Below are 19,484 nucleotides of genomic sequence, written 5' to 3' on the forward strand. Positions count from 1 at the left end.
CCATCATGAAAATCTTCTTTCGCAACATTCACCTCTACCTGAGCCTGGTTTCGGGGCTGATCATCGCCGTGGTGTGCCTCACGGGCGGTGTGCTGGTCTTTGAAAAGGAGCTGGAGCAGGCCTGGCACCCCGAGCGCTACCATGTAACGTCCGCTAACTCGCCGCGCTTACCCTTGCAGCAGCTAACGGGCGCCGTAGCCGCCTACAAGCCGGGCGCCAAAATCACGGGCGTGAAGGTATACGCTGACCCTAGCCGCACAGTAGAGTTTAGCCTGGCAGGCGCCCCCGGCGGTGAAAAAGGCGATAAGAAAGAAGGCGGCCGGGCCAGCCAGGGCCCCGAAGCCCGTGAAACTCCCGCTGCAGGCAATGGAGTGCCACGTGCAGAAGCTGGCCGCCGCGAAGGTGGCGCTGAAGGCAAGGGCGAAAAAGGTGGCAAGGGAGGTAAAGGGGGCGAAGGCGGCCCCGGTGGCCCTAAAGTTTTTGTGAACCCGTACACGGGCGCCGTAACCGGTGAGCTGAACTACCGCGAAACAATATTCTTTACCATGATGGCCCTGCACCGCGGCATGGTAGGCGGCCCCATCGGTAAGCTCATTGTAGGCATCAGTACCGTGATGTTCCTGTTCATTATTGCTACGGGCCTTGTGCTCTGGTGGCCTGCTACCCGTAAGGCATTGCAGCAGCGTCTCAAGGTGAAGTGGAGCGGGGGCTGGAAGCGCGTAAACCACGACCTGCACATTGTACTGGGCTTCTACTCGGCGCTGTTTCTGTTTGTATTTGCTTTTACTGGCCTGGCCTGGTCGTTTGAGTGGTTTAACAAGGGCATTTATGCCGTTACCAACTCGCCCATGCAGCGCCCCGAGCCACCCGCATCAACGGTGCCAGCCGCTGCTACGGTAGCTGCGGCGCCTGTGCAGGCCGTACAGGGCTTGCCCGTTGCCAGTGCGGCTCCCCTCTCCCCCGATGCGGCTTTGCAACTGGTGAAGCAACAGGTACCCGAGGCTGAATCCTATGCGCTGCAACTGCCCAAAGATCTGGCGGGCAGCATTAGGGTGGCTACTCTGCGCCGGGGTGCCAGCTACGAGAATGCTACCGATGAACTATTCCTGGATCAATACTCGGGCAAGGTGCTAAGCCAGCAAACGTATGAGCAGCGTAGCCTGGGCCAACGCGTGCGCGGCATGTTCAAGCCGGTGCACACAGGGGCGGTGTTTGGCTGGCCTTCCAAAATTATTGCACTGGTAGTGTGCTTACTGGGCTTCACTTTCCCTATCACGGGCACCATATTGTGGCTCAACCGCCTGCGCAAAGCCAACAAAAAGCAGCGCAAGCAGCAGAATACTGTTGCGGCCATGTAACTCCTATATAGTGGCCTAGGCCACTGCAGAGGTACTTACCTACTAACACCGTTTGGCCATGAGCAAACGTCAGCACGAATATCGTCTTACCCTAGAGCACCAGGCAGCCAGCAGCCCAGAGCAGCCCTTGCACGAGCCTCTGGTGCTGGATTTCACCAACCATGATGATTTGTTTGCCATCGTGCAACGGGTGCAGAACGCTAATTTTCTCACCTCCAGCCAGGCTGCAGAAATGGCATTGGGCGTGAAGCTGCTGGGCAACGTATTACTGAGCAACCGCGAGCATCCGTTGTTCACGGAGCTCAGCCAGGCCTTTGGTGAGTTTGTGCAGAAACTTAAATCGCACGCGCAGCCCAAGCCGGAGTAAATACTCCGGTGAGTAGTGCCAGAAAGCGCCCTTCACCAGAGGGGCGCTTTTTTGTGCCCTAAATCTGGCGTACCGGGTCCTGAAAGAACAGTATCAGCTAGATTTGTTCCGTAGCACCGCTACCGAGTAGTATCTCTAACTCGACGAATAACGCTTTCTTATGCCCCAGCCTACTCAGTCGTCAGTAGCTCCTCTACCACCGGCGCCTTCGGGCAACCGTTTCCTGAACCTACTCCGCCGGGCAGGACTACTCGATTGGTTTCTGCTTGGCCTAGCTGGAGTAGTGCTGCTGGCCTACCTGATTCCGGAGGTGGGCAGCAAGGCCAGCCCCATACCCTGGAAGGTACTTACGACGGCGGGCGTAGCGCTCATCTTCTTCTTCTATGGCCTGCGCCTAAGCCTGGCTAAACTCACGGCGGGTCTCCGCAATTGGCGCCTGCACGTAGTGGTGCAGCTTACCACGTTTGTGGTGTTTCCGGTGCTGGCGCTGGCGTTACGGCCCTTGTTTGTGGGGCAAGCGGCCGGCATGTGGCCTAGCGTGTTCTTCTTGTGTACCCTACCCAGCACCGTTTCTACCTCGGTGGTAATGGTAAGTATTGCCCGCGGCAATCTTCCGGCGGCCATCTTTAACGCCAGTATTTCCAGTCTGCTGGGCATTGTGCTTACGCCACTCTGGGCGAGCCTCTTCCTGAATACCTCCGCAGAAGGAGGCAACCTTTGGCACCTGGCCATTGATTTGCTGTGGCAAGTGGTACTACCGGTAGTAGTGGGGGTGCTGTTAAACGGGCGCTTCGGAGGCTTTGCAGAGCAGCACAAAGGCTCCTTACGCATCTCCGACCAAGTAGTGATTCTGCTGATTGTGTTTACTGCCTTTTGTGAGTCCTTCGCGGAGGGCATCTTCCGTAGCTATGAGCCCCATGATATTGCGCTACTTGCCCTGGGTATGGTGGTGCTGTACTTCTTAATATTTGGACTGGTGTGGGCACTGAGCCGGCTGCTGGGCTTTTCCCACGCCGACCGTACAGTAGCGCTGTTTTGCGGCTCTAAGAAGTCGTTGGTGCACGGTAGCGTGATGGCCAGCCTGCTGTTTCCGGGTATGGCGGCCACGGGTTTGCTGCTGCTGCCCCTCATGCTCTATCATGCCCTCCAAATTATTCTCGCCAGCATGATGGCCCAGCACATGGGCCGGCAGGCAGAGGCCGCAGAAGTTGCCGCACAGCTTGAGGCGTAGCCTCACCCCTCTTATCTATAGAGTAATCTAGGCCAGTTAATTACGTCTTTGGCCCAACCATTACACGCGTAAAGTGCCGAGCCAGGTAGCCTAACACAACAAGGCCCCGCTATGTAGCGGGGCCTTGTTGTGTTAGGCATGCTAGTAACTGGTTAGGCTACCTGTACTTTCTTTTTGGGCTTCTTGGTCTTATTACGGCGCCCCCACCAAATGACGGTGCCCGTAACGGGTAGGCTAGCGGAAATCAGGCTGGCCAGGAATGCTACTACTTTGCCACCGAAGCCGAGAATCTGCCCGGTGTGAAGGTCGTAGTTCATGTCGGAGAACTTGGTACCGTTGCTTTTGGTGGCATGAAAACGAGACTCCAGCATTTGCCCCGAAACCGGATGAAAGGCGTACTCGTCGCGGTGGTAGTAATGGAGCGCTTTCTGATAGGTCCAGCAATAGGCCGGAGCCTTGCCCGCACCGGTGGGACCAAGCAGAATCATCTCGTTTGCGGGCGACAGGCGGCGCACCGTGTTATATACTATGTCCGGTAACGGCTGGGCGGCCACTGGTACGGTTTGCAGAGTATCAAGCTTGGTGGTCATGAGTTCTGGGGGAGCTGCCTGGCCCCCATCCACCACAAATCTGATGGATTCCAGCATTGCTGGGAAAATCATGAACAGGCCGGAAAGTGCCAGCACCAGCCCTATGCTGGCGGCATAAAAGCCCAGCACATTATGCAGATCATAGTTGACGCGTCGCCAGCGGGCACCCCATTTAATCGTGAACCGTTGCTTGCGTTCCTGCTTGCGCTTAGGCCACCACAGCACCACGCCGGTGAGCAGCATCACCACAAAAATTGAGATGCTGATGCCCACCACCCATTTTGCTATTGCCTCGGGCAGCAGCAAGTGCATGTGAATTTCCTGAACAATGGTAAAGAAGTGGGTCCGGAGGTTCAGCCGGTGTAGCACCTCGCCGGTATAGGGGTTCAGGTAAACCTGAATAGGATTACCGGCTTTATCAGTATAGAAAACTGTGGCTGAGCGCTCAGGCCCAAAATATGTCACCCAGGTGTCGTGGGCGTTTACTCCGGGGGCCGAAGCCAAGGCGGCGGCTTGCAGGCGCGAGGGCAATAGCGGCGCCGTTGCCTGCACCTCTACTTTGCGCCAGGGCTCAATGAGGTCCCGAATGTCATCCTGAAACGTAAAGATGGCGCCGGTAATGCTCACAATGAACACCACCAGCCCCGAGGCTAGCCCGAGCCAGAGGTGCACTTTGCCAACAGCTTGCTTGACACGCATACCTAAAAGTTAGTCTACAATGGTTAAAGCTCTGGCACCAGCCGGCAGTTCCCTCCTGCTGCCAAGTGGCCTAGGCTATCTGCACTAAACCGGCAGTATTTATTACATGACCAAGCCAAGCAGCAGTTCACACGCCGGGAGTGGCCTAGGCCTATCACCAACGCGTGAACTACTGAAACTATGCCGCTATTAGAACTTGTAGGCAATGCTGCCCACAATGCTGCGCAACTTCTGGGGGCTCATGGTGGTGTAGCCAATCCAATAATGCTTATCGGTTAGGTTATCTACTTTAGCTGATAGCCGGTACTTGGGCTGGTCGTAGAACAAGCTGGCGTTAAGCACCGTGTAGCTAGGCAGGGTAAACACGTTGGTAGTGGTATTCTGAATGCGGTTGTCGCTGGCGTAGTTGCCCCCGAAGCCCGCGCCCAACCCTTGTAGCGTACCTATTGGCTGGCGGTAGCTAACCCAGGCATTGGCCAGGTAAGGTGAGGAAGCAGTATTGGGGCGCAAGCCATTCACATCTTCAGTGGCATTCACAAACTTGGAGTAGTTGTAAGCAAAGCCCGCAACCACGTTCAGGCCCTCCACGGGGTTAGCCGTTACGTTCAGTTCAGCACCGCGGCTCCACTGAGCGCCGTTTTGCGTGTTGGCGTTCGGAATGCCATCATTAGCGCCGGGCGTGCTCTCTAGCACTGGCGTGGCCCGCAGCCGGTTTTGCACCCGAATATCGTAGTAGCTTACGGTGGCACTTACCCGCCCATTGGCCGCATCAAGCTTTACGCCCGCCTCGGCTTGGTTGGCCTGCTCTAGCTTGGCAATACGGCTCACCCCTCTGGTGTCTACGTAGCTACCCAAGTTGTTAAAGCTGTTCTGGTAGTTTGCAAACAGAGCTACGCGGTCTTTCACGGGCTGAAACACTACTCCAAATTTCGGCGACAGCGCCGTTTGCGAGTACGCTTCTACGGGCGTGTAGGCAATGCCGCCCTTATTATCGAAGTGGTCGACGCGCAGGGCGGCCAATACGCTCAGCTTATCAGTCAGATTGAGCACATCGGAGGCGAAGGCGCTGTAAGTATTTGTTTTGGTGGTAACCAGGTAATGGGCGGGCGACGTGGTGGCGTATGCAGCGGCTACGGCTGAGCCGTTAAACGAGCGGAGCACGGCTTCTGAGGCGGTCAGGGGTACTGCATCAAAGCTGCCACCCAGGAAATCCACGTCTGAATCGAGGCGCAGGAAGTCTAGGCCTAACACCACACGGTTGCGCAGGCTACCAAGCTGGAAGTCGCCGTTGAACAGCTGCTGCACCTCAAAAATCTGGCGGCGGCTATCTTGGGTCGATTGGTCGGCGCGGGCCAGCGTTAGGGAGTTGGTGCTGTTATCGGCTCCTGGTACCAGGTAAAAATACGGCCCAAAGCCGTTTGAGAAGCTATGGCTAGAGGTGAGATACGTGGTAGAGGTGAACTTGGGCGAAATGCGGTACTGCACCTGCCCAAACAGGTTGGTGCTGCGCGAGTCCTGTGTCAGCCCCTCTCCCTGGTACGACTGCCGGTAGTTGAGCGGCAACTTATCGGCACGCGAGGCGCCCAGCTGAGATGAGGGGAAGTAAAAGAAGAGTAGCTGCTTGCCTACTCCCGTGCCTTTGTATATCTCGGCGTCGAGGTTTACAGTTAGCCGATCTGTGGGGCGAAACTGCAGGCTGGGGGCCACGGCCAGGGTTTTGTTGAAACCCGTATAACCTACATTCTGGAAGTTGTCTTCGTAGGTATACGCCGTGTTCAGGCGGAACGCCAGGGCTTTGGCTTGCTCAGCAGGGGTGTTGGTGTCTACCAGGTTTACGTCGGCACTCACCCGGTGGAAACCGTAGCTGCCAGCTGCCACGCCAACTTCTCCGCCGAAGGTATCAAGCGGTTTTTTGGTTACGCGGTTAAGTAAGCCGCCGTATGAGGTCAGGGAACTGCCAAATAACGTGCCCGAAGGACCTTTAATCACCTCCAGCTTTTCGAGGTTTACGGCATCAATATCACTGGTTACGTTGCCAGCCACGCCATTGCGCAGCTGGCTCGAAACCACAAAGCCCCGGCTAGCATAAAAGGCGCCACCATCACCGCCGCGGCCGGTGGCATCCCACATTTTTTGTAGGCCAGGTACGTTGCGCGTGGCATCATCTACGGAAAATACCAGCTGCTCTGTGAGTAGCTCTTTGCCCACGGTAGCATACACCTGCGGATTTTCGAGGTTGCTGAGCGGCATCTTACCCACGTACTCCGACTGCTTGCGGGCGAAGCGGTTCACGCGGGCACCATTCACAATTACCTCCTTGAGCTGCTCCGCGTTTTCTGCCAGGGTAAAGTCTAGGGTTACGGATTGACCGCCACTTATCGATACGGCTTTCTCTTCGGTTTTGAGGCCTACTGCCGTAACCACCACCTTGTACTGCCCGTCGCGCACTCGCTCAATTACATACTGCCCCTGGCTGTTTGTAATAGCTCCTTGCCCCTTACCCTTCAAACCAATAGTTACTGATTCAGCGGGGCGCCCGTCGGCGGTGGTTATGGTGCCCTGGATGGTAGCCGTTTGCTGAGCCAGCGCTGTAAGGGAGCAGGTGGTAAGAGTAGAAATCAGGCCGAGGTGTTGCAGAGGTTTCATGCGCATTGTTATTTAGAATCTTTCTAAAACAATGCAAATAAACAGACTGAAACTTCCCCAAGGAAATTTGTTTATAATAATTCTAAATAATACAGCGAATTTACTGTTAATAAACAGGAGAATACCTGTGAGGTACTTTCTTAAAATCTTCATTAATTGATAGCACTTATCCATGTTTAATTAAAAACTATATTAGTCTAAATAAATTGCGCTATTCGAGTATTGATATAGTATATTTGGGTTGTTTAATCCCCTTAAATTGCATTCTCCGAATGAAACAACTTCTTCTAATTTTTGCCTTGTTTTTAACATCGGCAGTTGCTTTTGCACAAACCCCAACGCAGAAAGTATATGCTGCAGTAGTAAAAAATAAAGTTCCCGATGTGGAGGCCCTGCTAGCCGGTGGCGCCGATGCAAACGCACCCGTAGAAATGGTACCTGGCTTTCCAACTACTTTCTTGATCATTGCCGCTGGTCACGGGCAGCTTGATGTAGTAAAGGCCCTAGTAAAACACAAAGCCCAAGTAGATAAAACCGACAGCTTTGCCGCCACCGCTCTCATGGCCGCCGCTGCCAACGGCAGCCTAGATGTAGTCGAGTTCCTGCTCGCCAACGGGGCCAACCCCAAGGCCAAAGACAAAGATGGCAAGGACGTATTAGCCAATGCTAAAGAAGGCGGCAACGCCGACGTAGTAAAGCTGATTCAGACCAAGGCCAAATAATAGCCTCTCATAGGCTACTATACGAAGGGCGGACAAATATATCCGCCCTTTGTTCGTTAGGCTCCTTGCAACAATCCGACCGGCGGTAGTTCTAAAACCGGCATCACTCTACCCATTACCTGCTGCAACGTTAGCCCCTAAGCAGGCCGCTCCTCCGGTAGTACTATAGTGGCCTATGCTCACTTTATAGCGCTGCTGGCTTAGCTGCCGCAGTAATTAGGTGGTATAGCATGGCGCCAAACGTAAGCAGCCAGGCCAGCAGCGCCACATATATACTATAGGCCGGGACGACGCGTAACGCGGGCAGCGGCAAGGCTTCGGCGAGGCGGAGGGTGGCGGCGGTATACATGCCCAGCGGAAACACCATGCTCCAGTACGTAGGAGCATACTGGAAGGGAGGGCGCGTTGTAAGGTGGTTCCAGAGCCGCAGCCCCGCTACCAACGGAATCCACCAAGTGCTCACGGCCCAAAACAGCAGGCTACCCCCTTTTATAAAAGGCAGCAGATCAGGCAGGGCCTGGCTTTGCTTGAGGGAGGTTACTAACGTGGTGCCAGCCAGTACCGTTATAGCGCTGGCCCCTACCCCAATCCAGTAGGTCGCTCCAATTTCCTCACCGGCCAGTGGCTTGAACGTGAGGCGGTATACAAGCAAGCACATAAGCACAACGTACAACAACCCACCCAGCAGGAACAAGCTAAGCATGGTAAACAGGCTCACTTCTACTGGTACAGCCCAGCTCGAGGCTAGCTTTGTGCCCAACACCGCCAGCGATTCAGTGGCCACTACCATCAGCAGCCAACTGCCGTTTAGGCCTTTACCCAGCTGAGGCTTAGCATCACCAATGCTTACCCCAAACCAAAAGGCATATAGTAGCACTACCCAGGCCCCGGCTCCCAGCAGCCAGAGTGCACTGCCCAAGCCCGAGTTATGCTGCAGCTGCACTACCTGGCTGCCTAGCAGGCAGGTGGCGGGCACAAAGGCCAGGAAGGTTGCCCCCTTTTCGTGCGAGGTTAGCTCGGCCCGCAAACCGGCAAAGGCAGTAATGGCGCGCAGGAACAGCAGGACCAGCAACAGCGGATAGACCAGAACATTCAGGTACAACAGCGCTTCAGCCAAGTCCTTCATTTGCAGCGCTTCCGCTGCCAGGGAGATAACCCCTGTTGACATGACCAAGGCAAAGTAGATGGGCTGAAACTGCTGAATGATATTCCTCATGGAGGGCCGGGCTCAGTGGAGAGGCCTAGTCATATACTACTGCCTCAAGCCCGGTGTTAATGCCGAGCTATACGCAACAAGGGGAGCCCCACTTGGTGTGGGGCTCCCCTTAGTAAAGTAAATACCCCTTCCTACTGGCCTAGCGCAGTTTCTCCTGGAAGAAAGCCAGCGTGAGTGCCCAGGCTTCAGCGGCGGCCTGAGGATGGTAGCTGGGCCGCTCGTCGCAGTGGAAGCCGTGGTCGGCGTAGGAGATGAAGGTGTTGATGTAAGGTTTACCGGCGGCCTCCACCGCGTCGGTTACCTGCGCAATGTGCTCTTTGCTGATGTGCTGGTCTAGGCCACCCCAGAAGAACAGGTGCGGGGCGTGCAGGTCCTGGGCGCGGTCTTTCAGCAGGTGGGTACCGCCGCCGTAGTACGACACGCCTGCTGCCAGCGGCAACGCGGCATTCGCCAGAAACGACACGCGCCCACCCAGGCAAAACCCAATACTGCCAATCTTATCCGTCACATTTTCCTGGCTCCGCAGCCAGTCGAAGCAGGCTTGCAGGTCGGCGGTGAGGCCTTCAGGCGTAATAGCGCTATAGTGCGGCAAGGCACCGGCAAAATTGGAATACGGAATTTCCAGGCCCGGCTCAGCGGTGCGGTGGAACAGCTCAGGCGCAATAACTACGTAGCCCGCCTGGGCCAACCGATCGGCTACGTTGCGGATGTGGCCGTTAACGCCGAAAGCTTCCTGCAGCAGCAAAATGCCTGGGTGCGGGCCTTCCGCCGCCGGAAAAGCCGTGTACGCATTAAACTGGGTGTTATCGGAGGCGGTGAGGGAAACCGCATTGGGGTAGCTCATGAGGTGAAGTGGTGAAGAGTGAAATTGTGGAGAGTTGATGAAGTGGAAGTACGTGTAAAAGCGAAGTACTCTATAAGATTGTGAGCAAGACAAGCGTACCAGCGTTGTTGTTTACCTTCTCACCATGGCTTATCACTTCATTTTTTCGCCATTTCATTAGCGCTTCCCATTTTAATCATCACTCCAGTAATTTATTTCCCCTTCTCCCCCCGCATCTGCAATAGGCGCACAATGAGGCCAGTCCAGCCGGTTTGATGGTTAGCGCCCAGGCCGTAGCCATTGTCGCCGTGGAAGTACTCGTGGAAGAGCAGGTTCTCACGGAAGTGTGGATCGGTTTGCAGCAGCTCATTATTGCCGAGAGCCGGGCGGCGGCCATGCTCATCCTTAAGGAGCAGCTTGGTAAGTCGGCTGGCTAGTTCCTGGGCTACCTGGTTCAGGTTAAGCAGCACGCCCGAGCCGGTGGGGTACTCTACCTTAAACTTCTCGTCGTAGTAGAAGTGGAACCGCTGCAACGACTCTACAATGAGGTAGTTGATGGGAAACCAAATGGGGCCCCGCCAGTTGCTGTTGCCCCCAAACATGCTGCTCTCGGCCTCGCCGGGTACGTACTGCACCACAAAGTCATCGTCCTCGGTGCTGAACACATAAGGGTGCTCCAGGTGGTAGCGCGACATAGCCCTAATGCCAAACTCTGAGAGGAACTCCGTTTCATCGAGCATGCGAGTGAGCAGGCGTTTGAGGCGGGAGCGGCGCAGCAGGCTCAGCAGGTGGCGGGCACCTTTGCCCGGCTCTTCCCAGCGTGAAACCAGCTGTGCCAGATGAGGGCGGTTCTCCAGGAGCCAGCGGGCCCGCTCCGTAAACTCGGGCATGGCATCCAGCATTTCCTGATCAATCACCTCTACCGCAAACAGCGGAATCAGGCCCACAATAGACCGCACTTTGAGCTTGGTGCGCTCCTCATCGGGGGTATGGAGCACATCGTAATAAAACCCATCTTCCTCATCCCAGAGGTTGAACAGGCCGTCGCCGCCGCGGGTCATGGCATCGGCAATGTAGAGAAAGTGCTCAAAGAACTTGCCGGCCAGCTCCTGGTACACGGGGTTGGTTTTGGCCAGCTCCAGCGCCATGCGCATCATGTTCAGGGCAAACATGGCCATCCAGCTCGTGCCGTCTGACTGCTCAATGAAGCCGCCAGTGGGCAAAGCAGAGCTTCTGTCAAACACCCCAATGTTATCCAGGCCCAGGAAGCCTCCCTCAAAGATGTTCCGCTCACTCTTGTCTTTGCGGTTTACCCACCAGGCAAAGTTCAGGGCCAGTTTATGAAATACCGCCTCCAGAAAAGCGGTGTCGCCCTGGCCTTCGCGGAGCTTCTTATCCATTTGGTACACGCGCCAGGTGGCCCAGGCGTGCACCGGCGGGTTTACATCAGAGAAATTCCACTCGTAGGCGGGCAGCTGGCCATTGGGGTGCATGTACCAGTCGCGGGTGAGCAGGCGGAGTTGGCTCTTGGCAAACTCGGCGTCTACCATAGCCAGCGGAATGGCATGAAAAGCCAGGTCCCAGGCGGCATACCAAGGGTATTCCCACTTATCGGGCATCGAGATGATGTCCTCGTTGTGGAGGTGGCTCCAGCGGCGGTTACGGCCGTTGAGGCGCTCAGCGGGCGGCGTTTGCACGGCAGGGTCACCGGTAAGCCACTGGTTTACGTCATAATAGTAAAACTGCTTGCTCCAGAGCATGCCCGCGAAGGCCTGGCGCTGCACGTTGCGGGCATCGGGGTCAGAGAGGGTATCATGAATGCAGTCGTAAAACTCATCCGCATCGTGGCGGCGGGCCGCAAAAATGTGGTCGAAATCCAGGAAGGGCTCCTCGCAGCCCGGCTGGCGCAGGCGCAAGCGCACCGCGTGCGACTGGCCCGGCTGCAGGGTCAGGGAGTAGTGGGCCGCCACCTTGGTACCGCGCTGGTCAGCATTGATGGCTTCCCGGTCGCCCTTCACCACATAGTCGTTGATGCCATCTTTGAAATGGCGGCCTTCGGCGGGCAGGTTGTAGAGGCGCGCACCGTTGGTGTCGTTCTCGCAGAACAGCAGCTCGGGCTTCTCATCGCAGTACAAATGGTACTGGCCTAGCTCATGGTGCTCAGCAACCACCGTTCCGGTGGCGGTTTCGCGTAGCACGGGCCGGGCAGTGTTGTAGCCCCAGGCCCACGTGTTGCGAAACCACAGCTGAGGCAGCACCTGCACTTTGGCCACCTTGGGCCCCCGGTTGTGCACCGTTATCTGAATCAGGATGTCCTCAGGGTCGGCCTTGGCATACTCAATGTACACGTCAAAATAGCGGCTCTGCTTAAAAATGCCGGTATCCATGAGCTCATACTCGGGCTCCTGCCGGCTGCGCTTCTTGTTCTCCTTCAGCAGCTTCCGATACGGGAAAGCCTGCTGCGGATACTTGTAGAGCATGCGCATATAGGAGTGCGTGGGCGTGCTGTCGAGGTAGTAGTACAGCTCCTTCACGTCCTCGCCGTGGTTGCCCTGCCCGTTGGTGAGGCCAAACAGGCGCTCCTTCAGAATCTCATCTTTGCCATTCCAGAGGCCCACCCCAAAGCACAGCAGCTGCCGGTCGTCGCAGATACCGCCTAAGCCTTCTTCACCCCAGCGGTAGGCCTTGCTGCGGGCCATATCGTGCGTAATGTATTCCCAGGCGTTTCCGTCGGGGCTATAGTCTTCGCGTACTGTGCCCCACTGGCGCTCAGTGAGGTAAGGACCAAACTTTTTCCAGGGCGAAATGTGCGCGTTACTTTCGGTTAAGCGTAAATGTTCTTGCGTCATACTGAATCTTGTGGCCCATGAAAATACACTTAGCTGCCTGAAGGTACTGCTAAGGAGTTGGGCGCCCCCACGAAGCGTAGGTAGGGGCGGCTACGGTTCCTGCTGGGGCCCGGCCATGCCAATTACTGACTGCCCTACTGCTTTTTGCGCTAAACGGTTGCTACGGTTGAGGTGACTAGCGGTGAGGTTGCTGGCATCCCTGGCGTTGCCAGGCCACTATTTAGGCACTTCAGCGCTGCTAGGCCAGTACACACTATTTGCGCAAGCCATAGCTGCACTTTTGTGTGCCGCGCTAGCATATACCCGGGTTAGCACGTATAGCTTTGCACACTGGGTAATTCCCACGGGCACATAACTGCGTATGAAACTATTGCTGGTAGAAGACGAGCCGAAGTTGGCGTCATTCGTTAAAAAAGGCTTTGAGAACGAGGGCTATGAGCTGGAAGTGGCCTACGATGGCCGCCTGGGGCTTTCGTTAGCCCAAAAACAGCCTTACGGCCTGGTTATTCTGGATGTAAACCTGCCCCACATCAATGGCTTTGAGCTCTGCCGGCTTATCAAGCAGCAGGCCCCGCAGCAGCCCATACTCATGCTCACGGCTCTGGATAGTCTCGATGATAAAGTGATGGGGTTTGAGGCCGGCGCCGACGATTACCTGGTGAAGCCTTTTGAGTTTAAGGAGTTGCTGCTGCGCGCCCGCGTGCTCACCCGCCGCCACGCCGAAGGGGCCGCCGTGAAGCACCTGCTTCGCATTGCCGACCTAGAGCTTAATCTGGACTCGAAAGCCGTTACCCGTGCCGGGCAGCGCATTGATCTTACCACCAAAGAATATGCCCTGCTGGAATACCTGCTGCTCAATAGAGGCAAGGTTATCTCGCGCGTTGACATTGCGGAAAAGGTCTGGGAGCTGAATTTCGACACCAATACCAACGTCATTGACGTGTACGTGAGCTACCTGCGCAAGAAGCTTGATAAAGGCTATGACACCAAACTGATTCATACGGTAGTAGGTATGGGCTATGTACTGCGCGAAGGGTAGCAGGCTGCGAGAAATTAACACAGCAGCAAGCCCTCCTGACTGCTCTGCGCACTACCCTGCACCCAGGCGTTTAAGGTAGCCATACCTAGCCTGGCGTTTCCTCCTGGGGTATGTTGCGTTAGGATGCCGTGCTGTTTGTTTCTCCACCCATCAGCCCCCACCACTGCACAAGCTCACAACCATATCACCTCACCGCCTACCATGCTCATTCGCAACAAGCTGATTCTGCGCTTCACCCTGCTGGTGGTAGGCATTCAGCTGTGCTTTTCTATCTTCATTTACTACTTCCAGGCCAGCAACCGGGAGCAGCGTTTCGTGAACCGCCTGGCTGGCAAAGCGGCCATGACCGCGCGCGTTCTGCTGCACCGAGACAGCATCAATGATGAGCTGCTGCGCACCTTGCACCGGCGTGATTTGTTTACCGTACCGGGCGAGCAAATAAGCATTTATGGCCCTGGTCACCACTTGCTTTATACTAGCGCCGATGGCCTGAGCCAAAAGCTCAACTCCTTCTATCTGCCGCGCATTAAGCCTAGCCGGCCGGTGCAGTTCCGGGATGGGCAGCTGGAAACTATTGGCCTGTACTATGAGCGCAATGGCCGGCCTTACTGGATATTCGCCGCCGGCCACGATGACTTTGGGCACCGCCAGATGGTGAGGCTATGGCTGATTTTACTGGCGGCCAATCTGGGGGCGCTGGTGCTGATTATTCTGGCGGGCTGGTACTTCGCGGATGAGTCACTGAAACCAATTTCGCGCATTATTGCACAGGTAGAGCGCATTACGGCAACGCAGCTGAGCACCCGGGTTGATGAAGGCAATGGCACCGACGAAATAGCCCAGCTGGCCCGCACCTTCAACCATATGCTGGGTGGAGTAGAGCAGGCCTTTGAGTCGCAGAAAAGCTTTCTGAGCAATGCTTCCCATGAGTTACGCACGCCCTTGGCGTCAGTGCTGGGCACCCTGGAAACGTCCTACGCCTACGATACCGATCTGGCCGAAGCCAAGCACAGCATTGGCTCGGCCACGGAAGAAATCAAGAAGCTGATTGAGCTGACCAACGGGCTGCTGAGCTTAGCCAAAGTTACGGATGCCTCGTTTCGCCGCGACCTGGTGCGCCTTGATGAGTGCCTGGCCCAGGCCATTGCCTCCTGCGAAAAGCGCCACCCCGGCCGAAGCATAAAGCAGCAGTTTGGCCAGCTCCCTCCCGAGGTGGAGGATATGTTTATGGTGCGCGGCAATGAGCAGCTGCTCACCACTGCCCTGCTTAACCTGCTCGATAATGCCTGTAAATATTCGCAGGATGGGGTGCAGGCGTTGCTCAGCTACCCCTCCACCGACGCCATCGAAGTCAAGATTACGGACACCGGCATTGGTATGGAGCCTCATGAGCTAGCCCGCATTTATGAGCCCTTATACCGCGCTGGCACCAACACTACCGCCCCCGGCTATGGCATAGGCCTACCCATGACGCGCAAAATTGTGCTGCTGCATGGTGGCCAGATTCAGCTTACCTCAGTGGTTGGGAAGGGTACCACGGCCAGCGTTAAGCTCCCCGCCGCTACCGCTGGGCCCGGTCTCTAACTTTTTCTAATCTTCTTCTCATATCGTTTTAATGTTGTGGGGCAAGTTTTGCGCCATGGCTGGACTTCCCCTAACTTCTTCCGCCTCCCGCAACAGGCTCCTGGTATGGCTTCTGCTGGGTACTCTGTTGCTGTCAACGGGGCTCAACCTGTATTTGCTTTTCCAGAACCCCGAATACCCCGAGGATTATGCCCTTGATGCTCCACTGCTCGAAACAATGGCTGAGGTAGAGTTGCAGCAAACGCGCCGGGCGCTGGCAGAGTGCCAGGCGGGCTACTCCTTCACGCCCGATAGCCTGGCGCATGCTTCGGCTCCGAAAGGGCAATAGTCATTCACCTGTTAAGCGGGTACACCTGAGGTTTAAAACGGTAAAGAGTGTAGGCTAGCTGCCCCATTTTTTAATGTTTTCTAATGTAAGATTAATGCTCTCCTAATGTGCGGGCCTGTCTTTTGGCGCTTTTCCCACCAAGCGCTGCAAGGCGGGCCCGTTGCATTTTAAGCGCAGAGCTCTGCGCTCTGCCTGCGGCAAGCGCGTTCTTTTTCTTACTTCCTTTCCCATGCTCCCCCGCCAACAACACGTTTTAGATGCACTTAATTCTTGCCTCATTGCCTGCGAACATCTGGCTCTTACTGGCCTAGAGTTGCCAGAACTGCACCGAGGCGTGCGCCTAAGCCGCGACTGTGCCGACCTCTGCCGCCTTACCGCCACCTTTGTTATGCGCCAGGCAGAGCATACTGTGCACATCCTGCGCGAGTGCGCTGAGTTGTGCCGCTCCTGCGCCGATGAATGCACTCAGTTTTCCAATGAGGCTGCTCGCACGTGCACTGAAACCTGCCGCCGGGCCGAAGATGCCTGCCGCACTGCTTTCATAACGCCCACGTTTGCGCCCTAGGCCTATCGGCTATCAGGCACTAGCGCAAGCGGCAACCGCCAGAAACAACAACCGCACTTTTCCAGCCATTCAGCCCATCGGCTGTCCAGCTGGAAAAGTGAGGTTGCTCTGGGGCCTGGCATCCGCTGCTTCGTGGTGGCTTACTACTCCAGGTCGGGGTTGGCTACGGGGTGGGGTACTGGGCGGTTTGGCACAGGCTGAGCCAATGCTTCGCGCAGGAAACCGGTTTTTAGGTGTTCATAAAAGGAATGCGGATCAATAAGCGAAGCCACTGCCTGAGCCATCATGCCACTGAGTAGCAGCTGGAAGATAGCTGAGTGGCGGTCCGTCATTTCCAGAACCAGAATGGCCGCCGTGAACGGGGAGCGTACTACCCCGGTCAGGAAGCTTACCATGCTCACCAGAATCAGTAGGTTGCGGTCTTCCAGAGGCACCTGGCCCAGGCGGCACAACGCATCACCGAGCACGGCACCGGCACTCAGGGAGGTAGCAAAAATACCGCCCGCACCACCACTGCTGTAGCTCAGGGCCATACCGGCAAATCGCACCGGAAAAAGGTACCACGGCGTTTGACCATCGTTTTGAAACAAAAGGCGGTTGATAATAGGCTTACCCGTGCCCACCCCCTCCTGGCCTACGGCGTAGGCCAGTGCTGCCAGCAGCAGGCCGCACCCCACTACCCACGCCGCCTGCTGGAGTCTGGTAGCGTAGCGGCGCCGGTAGGCATTAATCCAGAGCAGAGTTTTGGCAAAGGCGGCTCCCGCCAGGCCACATAACACCGCCACCAATGCCACGGTAGCCAAAAACCATCCTGCATGTGCCGTCACCTTCGGAAACCCGAGGTACAGGTAAGACCCCAGCAACGTTTGCGCCGTGAGGCCCGCCACAATAACTGCCGAAAATACCGCCATCCGGAAGCGGGCCATGTGCATCTGAGTCAGTTCCTCCACCACAAACACAATCCCTCCCAGCGGCGTGTTAAAGGCGGCAGCTAGTCCGGCCGCGCCCCCGGTCACGAGGGCAATTTGCCGGGAGAGCTGGGGCCAGCCAGCGGGTTGCAAGCGGTTTATAGCCCGAAAGATGGCGGCTGATATTTGAATGGTAGGCCCCTCGCGCCCAATTACGCCGCCTCCCAGCAGCAGGGCTACGCTGCTCAACAGCTTTACAATGGCCACCCGCAAGCTCAGCAGGTACCCCGTCCGGTGGTGTTGCGAGGGTTTGGAGAGCTCAATGCCCGCCATGAGTTGCGGGATACCACTTCCGCGGGCAGCCGGCGCCCAGCGCTGCACCAGCCCCCACGACACCAGAAAAGCCAGCGGCGTGAGCGCAAACGCCAGCAGTGGCTGCCGTTGCAGCCACCCAAAGCTCACGGCCTCTGCCCACACAAACACCTTCTCGTACCCCACCGCCACAACGCCCACAATAATGGAGGCGAACCAAAACGGAAAGCTTTGGAGAATAAGCCGTCTGACGCGGTCGGTGTAAAGTTGCTGGAGGATATGTGTATCAAACCATGATAGAGCTTTGGCGTAGCGCGAACTGGATGCAGGCATGCACGAGGGGATAAAAATGAAGCTACTACCACCAGGGCAGTACGGTCAGGTAGCAGAACGGGTGGGTGCTAAGAAGGATACAACTATGGGAAACCGCTGGAGAGGGCCAAGCTACGGGGGCTGTCATAAACGACACATGAAGCAAGAGCTGTTTGTACCAGGTATGCGCGGCCCCGCGCTCAGCGGCCAGGCTCAGAGAATGCGGCTTTCCTGTTGTTACAACTGCGCAAAACATGAAAACGTTGTTATCCACTCAAAACTGCGCCCGTGCGCAGCAGTGGTGGCAGAGGGTGAGGCGTGTGCCCTTCCCGGCGAAGGCTGCCCGAAAACAAGCCATGTGCTTTGGGCGTACGTACCGCACAAAAGCAGGAGGCCATTGCACACCGGAACAGCAATGAGGCTTGTGTGGTCAGGGGGCTGGCTTCCTACACCTGGGCTGGCAATGAGGAGCAAAACTACTTTATAGCTCACTAGTTAGCACTATCAGGCGGGGGGCAATTGCCTCAACTGGCTTAATTGCCTCAGCCTGACAAACCCTTTCCAGACGGCATGAAAGGCCTTTTCTAATGTCTTTTAATGTTGTTCTAATTCTACGCTAATGTTTGGCGTAGAGCTTTGCATCATCCTGCACTACTTCCGTGCGCCTTGTTTCTACCTTTTATGCAACCTCTCCGCTCACTCCGATACAGTTTACTTACCTGGATTCTTCCTTCTATGCTAGGCCTGGGCCTTTCTGGCTGCGGGACTGACACGCAGGCCAACACAGCCACTTTGGCCAAGGATGCGCCGCCTACTTTGCCGGTAACGCAGCTAAACGCCCGCGACACAATTCTGAGCCATGATTATGTAGCCGATATACAGGCCGTGCGCAACGTGGAAATTCGGGCGCGGCTGGAAGGCTTTCTGGAGCAGATCTACGTGGATGAGGGCCAGACAGTACGCAAGGGTCAGCCGCTGTTCCGCATCAACGATACCGAGTATAAGAGCCGGCTCACGAAGGCTCAGGCCGAGCTAAGTAGTGCTCAGTCGGCGGTTAGGGTAGCCAAGCTGCAGGTAGAGCGCGTCAAGCTGCTCACGGATAAGAATATCATTTCCAAAACGGAGCTGGAAGTGGCCCGGGCCAAGTATGAAGCGGCCCAAGCAATGGTGCAGCAGGCGCGCACGGCCGTAGCCAACGCCTCTCTGCATCTCTCCTACACGCTGGTGCGTGCCCCGTTTGATGGCGTTATAAACCGCATTCCGCTTAAAATGGGGAGTGTGATTGAAGATGGCACCCTGCTTACTACAGTGTCAGATATTCACGCCATGTTCGCGTACTTCAACGTGTCGGAGGCGGAGTATCTCGAGTATGTAAAGAAGAGCGGTCAGGACTCAGCCCGCAGCACCAACGAGGTTCGGTTGCTGCTTGCCGATGGCTCTACCTACCCCGTAAAAGGCAAAGTAGAAACCGTGGAGAGCCAGTTCCAGGCTAACACTGGCTCCATCGCCTTCCGGGCCCGCTTCGACAACCCCAAGAAGCTGTTGCGCCACGGCGCCTCGGGCCGTGTGCGCCTGAGCAGCACCGTAGAAGACGCCGTGCTGGTACCCCAGAAGTCGGTGTTTGAAGTGCAGGACAAAAACTACGTGTACATGGTAGATGCGGCTGGTAAGGTCAAGCAACATCCCTTTCAGCCCCAAACTCGCCTCTCCGATTTCTACGTGGTGAAAACGGGCCTTAAGAGCGGCGACAAAGTAGTGTACGAAGGTGTGCAGGAACTGCGCGACGGGGCCAGCATCACACCTAAATACGTGAAGATGGACGACCTAATCAACGAAGCGAGATAAGCCCCCGCGGCTTACCCAGCGCCAGGCGCCGCTCCTTGGTTGAGCGGCCAGGCCTGGCCTCTGCTTTACCTCAGTACCGTCCCCTCTCGC

15 protein-coding genes are annotated in these 19,484 nt (G+C 56.3%); 9 read left to right on the plus strand and 6 right to left on the minus strand.

The features are described 5' to 3' along the window. The first annotated feature begins 5 nt into the window (after positions 1 to 5). The 3 genes from HMJ29_RS19410 (at position 6) to HMJ29_RS19420 (ending at position 2,956) form a co-directional block, all read left to right on the plus strand. Positions 6 to 1,358, plus strand: a complete 1,353-nt coding sequence (locus tag HMJ29_RS19410) for a PepSY-associated TM helix domain-containing protein (RefSeq protein WP_171593044.1) — start codon at positions 6 to 8, stop codon at positions 1,356 to 1,358. Between the two features lie 58 nt (positions 1,359 to 1,416). Next, on the plus strand, positions 1,417 to 1,725 hold the full coding sequence (locus tag HMJ29_RS19415; protein ID WP_171593045.1) for a DUF3861 domain-containing protein: 309 nt from the start codon (positions 1,417 to 1,419) through the stop codon (positions 1,723 to 1,725). Positions 1,726 to 1,885: 160 nt separating this feature from the next. Beyond that, a complete protein-coding gene (locus HMJ29_RS19420; protein WP_171593046.1) occupies positions 1,886 to 2,956 on the plus strand; it encodes a bile acid:sodium symporter family protein in 1,071 nt (356 codons plus the stop codon). A gap of 152 nt (positions 2,957 to 3,108) precedes the next feature. Here HMJ29_RS19420 and HMJ29_RS19425 read toward each other — a convergent pair whose 3' ends face one another. Both HMJ29_RS19425 and HMJ29_RS19430 read right to left on the minus strand, forming a co-directional pair. After that, the gene (locus HMJ29_RS19425) at positions 3,109 to 4,245 is read right to left on the minus strand and encodes a PepSY-associated TM helix domain-containing protein (RefSeq protein ID WP_171593047.1); all 1,137 of its coding nucleotides are present in this window, start codon (positions 4,243 to 4,245) and stop codon (positions 3,109 to 3,111) included. 189 nt (positions 4,246 to 4,434) lie between these two features. Then, on the minus strand, positions 4,435 to 6,891 hold the full coding sequence (locus HMJ29_RS19430; RefSeq protein WP_171593048.1) for a TonB-dependent receptor: 2,457 nt from the start codon (positions 6,889 to 6,891) through the stop codon (positions 4,435 to 4,437). A 272-nt stretch (positions 6,892 to 7,163) separates the two neighbouring features. Here HMJ29_RS19430 and HMJ29_RS19435 point away from each other — a divergent pair, with 272 nt between their 5' ends. Further along, complete coding sequence (locus tag HMJ29_RS19435; RefSeq protein WP_171593049.1) at positions 7,164 to 7,613, plus strand: ankyrin repeat domain-containing protein; 450 nt, start codon at positions 7,164 to 7,166, stop codon at positions 7,611 to 7,613. A 184-nt stretch (positions 7,614 to 7,797) separates the two neighbouring features. Here HMJ29_RS19435 and HMJ29_RS19440 read toward each other — a convergent pair whose 3' ends face one another. From HMJ29_RS19440 to HMJ29_RS19450, 3 genes are all read right to left on the minus strand, one after another. Next, positions 7,798 to 8,829 (minus strand): tellurite resistance/C4-dicarboxylate transporter family protein, encoded by a 1,032-nt coding sequence (locus HMJ29_RS19440; protein WP_171593050.1) that lies wholly within the window; start codon positions 8,827 to 8,829, stop codon positions 7,798 to 7,800. Positions 8,830 to 8,968: 139 nt separating this feature from the next. Then, positions 8,969 to 9,673, minus strand: a complete 705-nt coding sequence (locus HMJ29_RS19445) for a dienelactone hydrolase family protein (RefSeq protein WP_171593051.1) — start codon at positions 9,671 to 9,673, stop codon at positions 8,969 to 8,971. A gap of 191 nt (positions 9,674 to 9,864) precedes the next feature. After that, positions 9,865 to 12,501 (minus strand): MGH1-like glycoside hydrolase domain-containing protein, encoded by a 2,637-nt coding sequence (locus HMJ29_RS19450; RefSeq protein WP_171593052.1) that lies wholly within the window; start codon positions 12,499 to 12,501, stop codon positions 9,865 to 9,867. A 361-nt stretch (positions 12,502 to 12,862) separates the two neighbouring features. Here HMJ29_RS19450 and HMJ29_RS19455 point away from each other — a divergent pair, with 361 nt between their 5' ends. The 4 genes from HMJ29_RS19455 (at position 12,863) to HMJ29_RS19470 (ending at position 16,017) form a co-directional block, all read left to right on the plus strand. Further along, a complete protein-coding gene (locus tag HMJ29_RS19455) occupies positions 12,863 to 13,540 on the plus strand; it encodes a response regulator (protein ID WP_171593053.1) in 678 nt (225 codons plus the stop codon). 201 nt (positions 13,541 to 13,741) lie between these two features. Continuing rightward, the gene (locus tag HMJ29_RS19460; protein WP_171593054.1) at positions 13,742 to 15,124 is read left to right on the plus strand and encodes a sensor histidine kinase; all 1,383 of its coding nucleotides are present in this window, start codon (positions 13,742 to 13,744) and stop codon (positions 15,122 to 15,124) included. Between the two features lie 55 nt (positions 15,125 to 15,179). Next, positions 15,180 to 15,452, plus strand: a complete 273-nt coding sequence (locus HMJ29_RS19465; RefSeq protein ID WP_171593055.1) for a hypothetical protein — start codon at positions 15,180 to 15,182, stop codon at positions 15,450 to 15,452. Positions 15,453 to 15,681: 229 nt separating this feature from the next. Further along, complete coding sequence (locus HMJ29_RS19470; protein ID WP_171593056.1) at positions 15,682 to 16,017, plus strand: four-helix bundle copper-binding protein; 336 nt, start codon at positions 15,682 to 15,684, stop codon at positions 16,015 to 16,017. A gap of 143 nt (positions 16,018 to 16,160) precedes the next feature. On the opposite strand, the gene HMJ29_RS19475 is transcribed toward HMJ29_RS19470, so the two are convergent. After that, positions 16,161 to 17,570: a chloride channel protein gene (locus HMJ29_RS19475; RefSeq protein WP_171593057.1), complete on the minus strand. Its 1,410-nt coding sequence runs from the start codon at positions 17,568 to 17,570 to the stop codon at positions 16,161 to 16,163. A gap of 660 nt (positions 17,571 to 18,230) precedes the next feature. Here HMJ29_RS19475 and HMJ29_RS19480 point away from each other — a divergent pair. Beyond that, positions 18,231 to 19,394: an efflux RND transporter periplasmic adaptor subunit gene (locus tag HMJ29_RS19480; protein WP_244679014.1), complete on the plus strand. Its 1,164-nt coding sequence runs from the start codon at positions 18,231 to 18,233 to the stop codon at positions 19,392 to 19,394. Positions 19,395 to 19,484 lie beyond the last annotated feature (90 nt).

Source organism: Hymenobacter taeanensis, assembly GCF_013137895.1.
Classification (GTDB): Bacteria; Bacteroidota; Bacteroidia; order Cytophagales; family Hymenobacteraceae; genus Hymenobacter; species Hymenobacter taeanensis.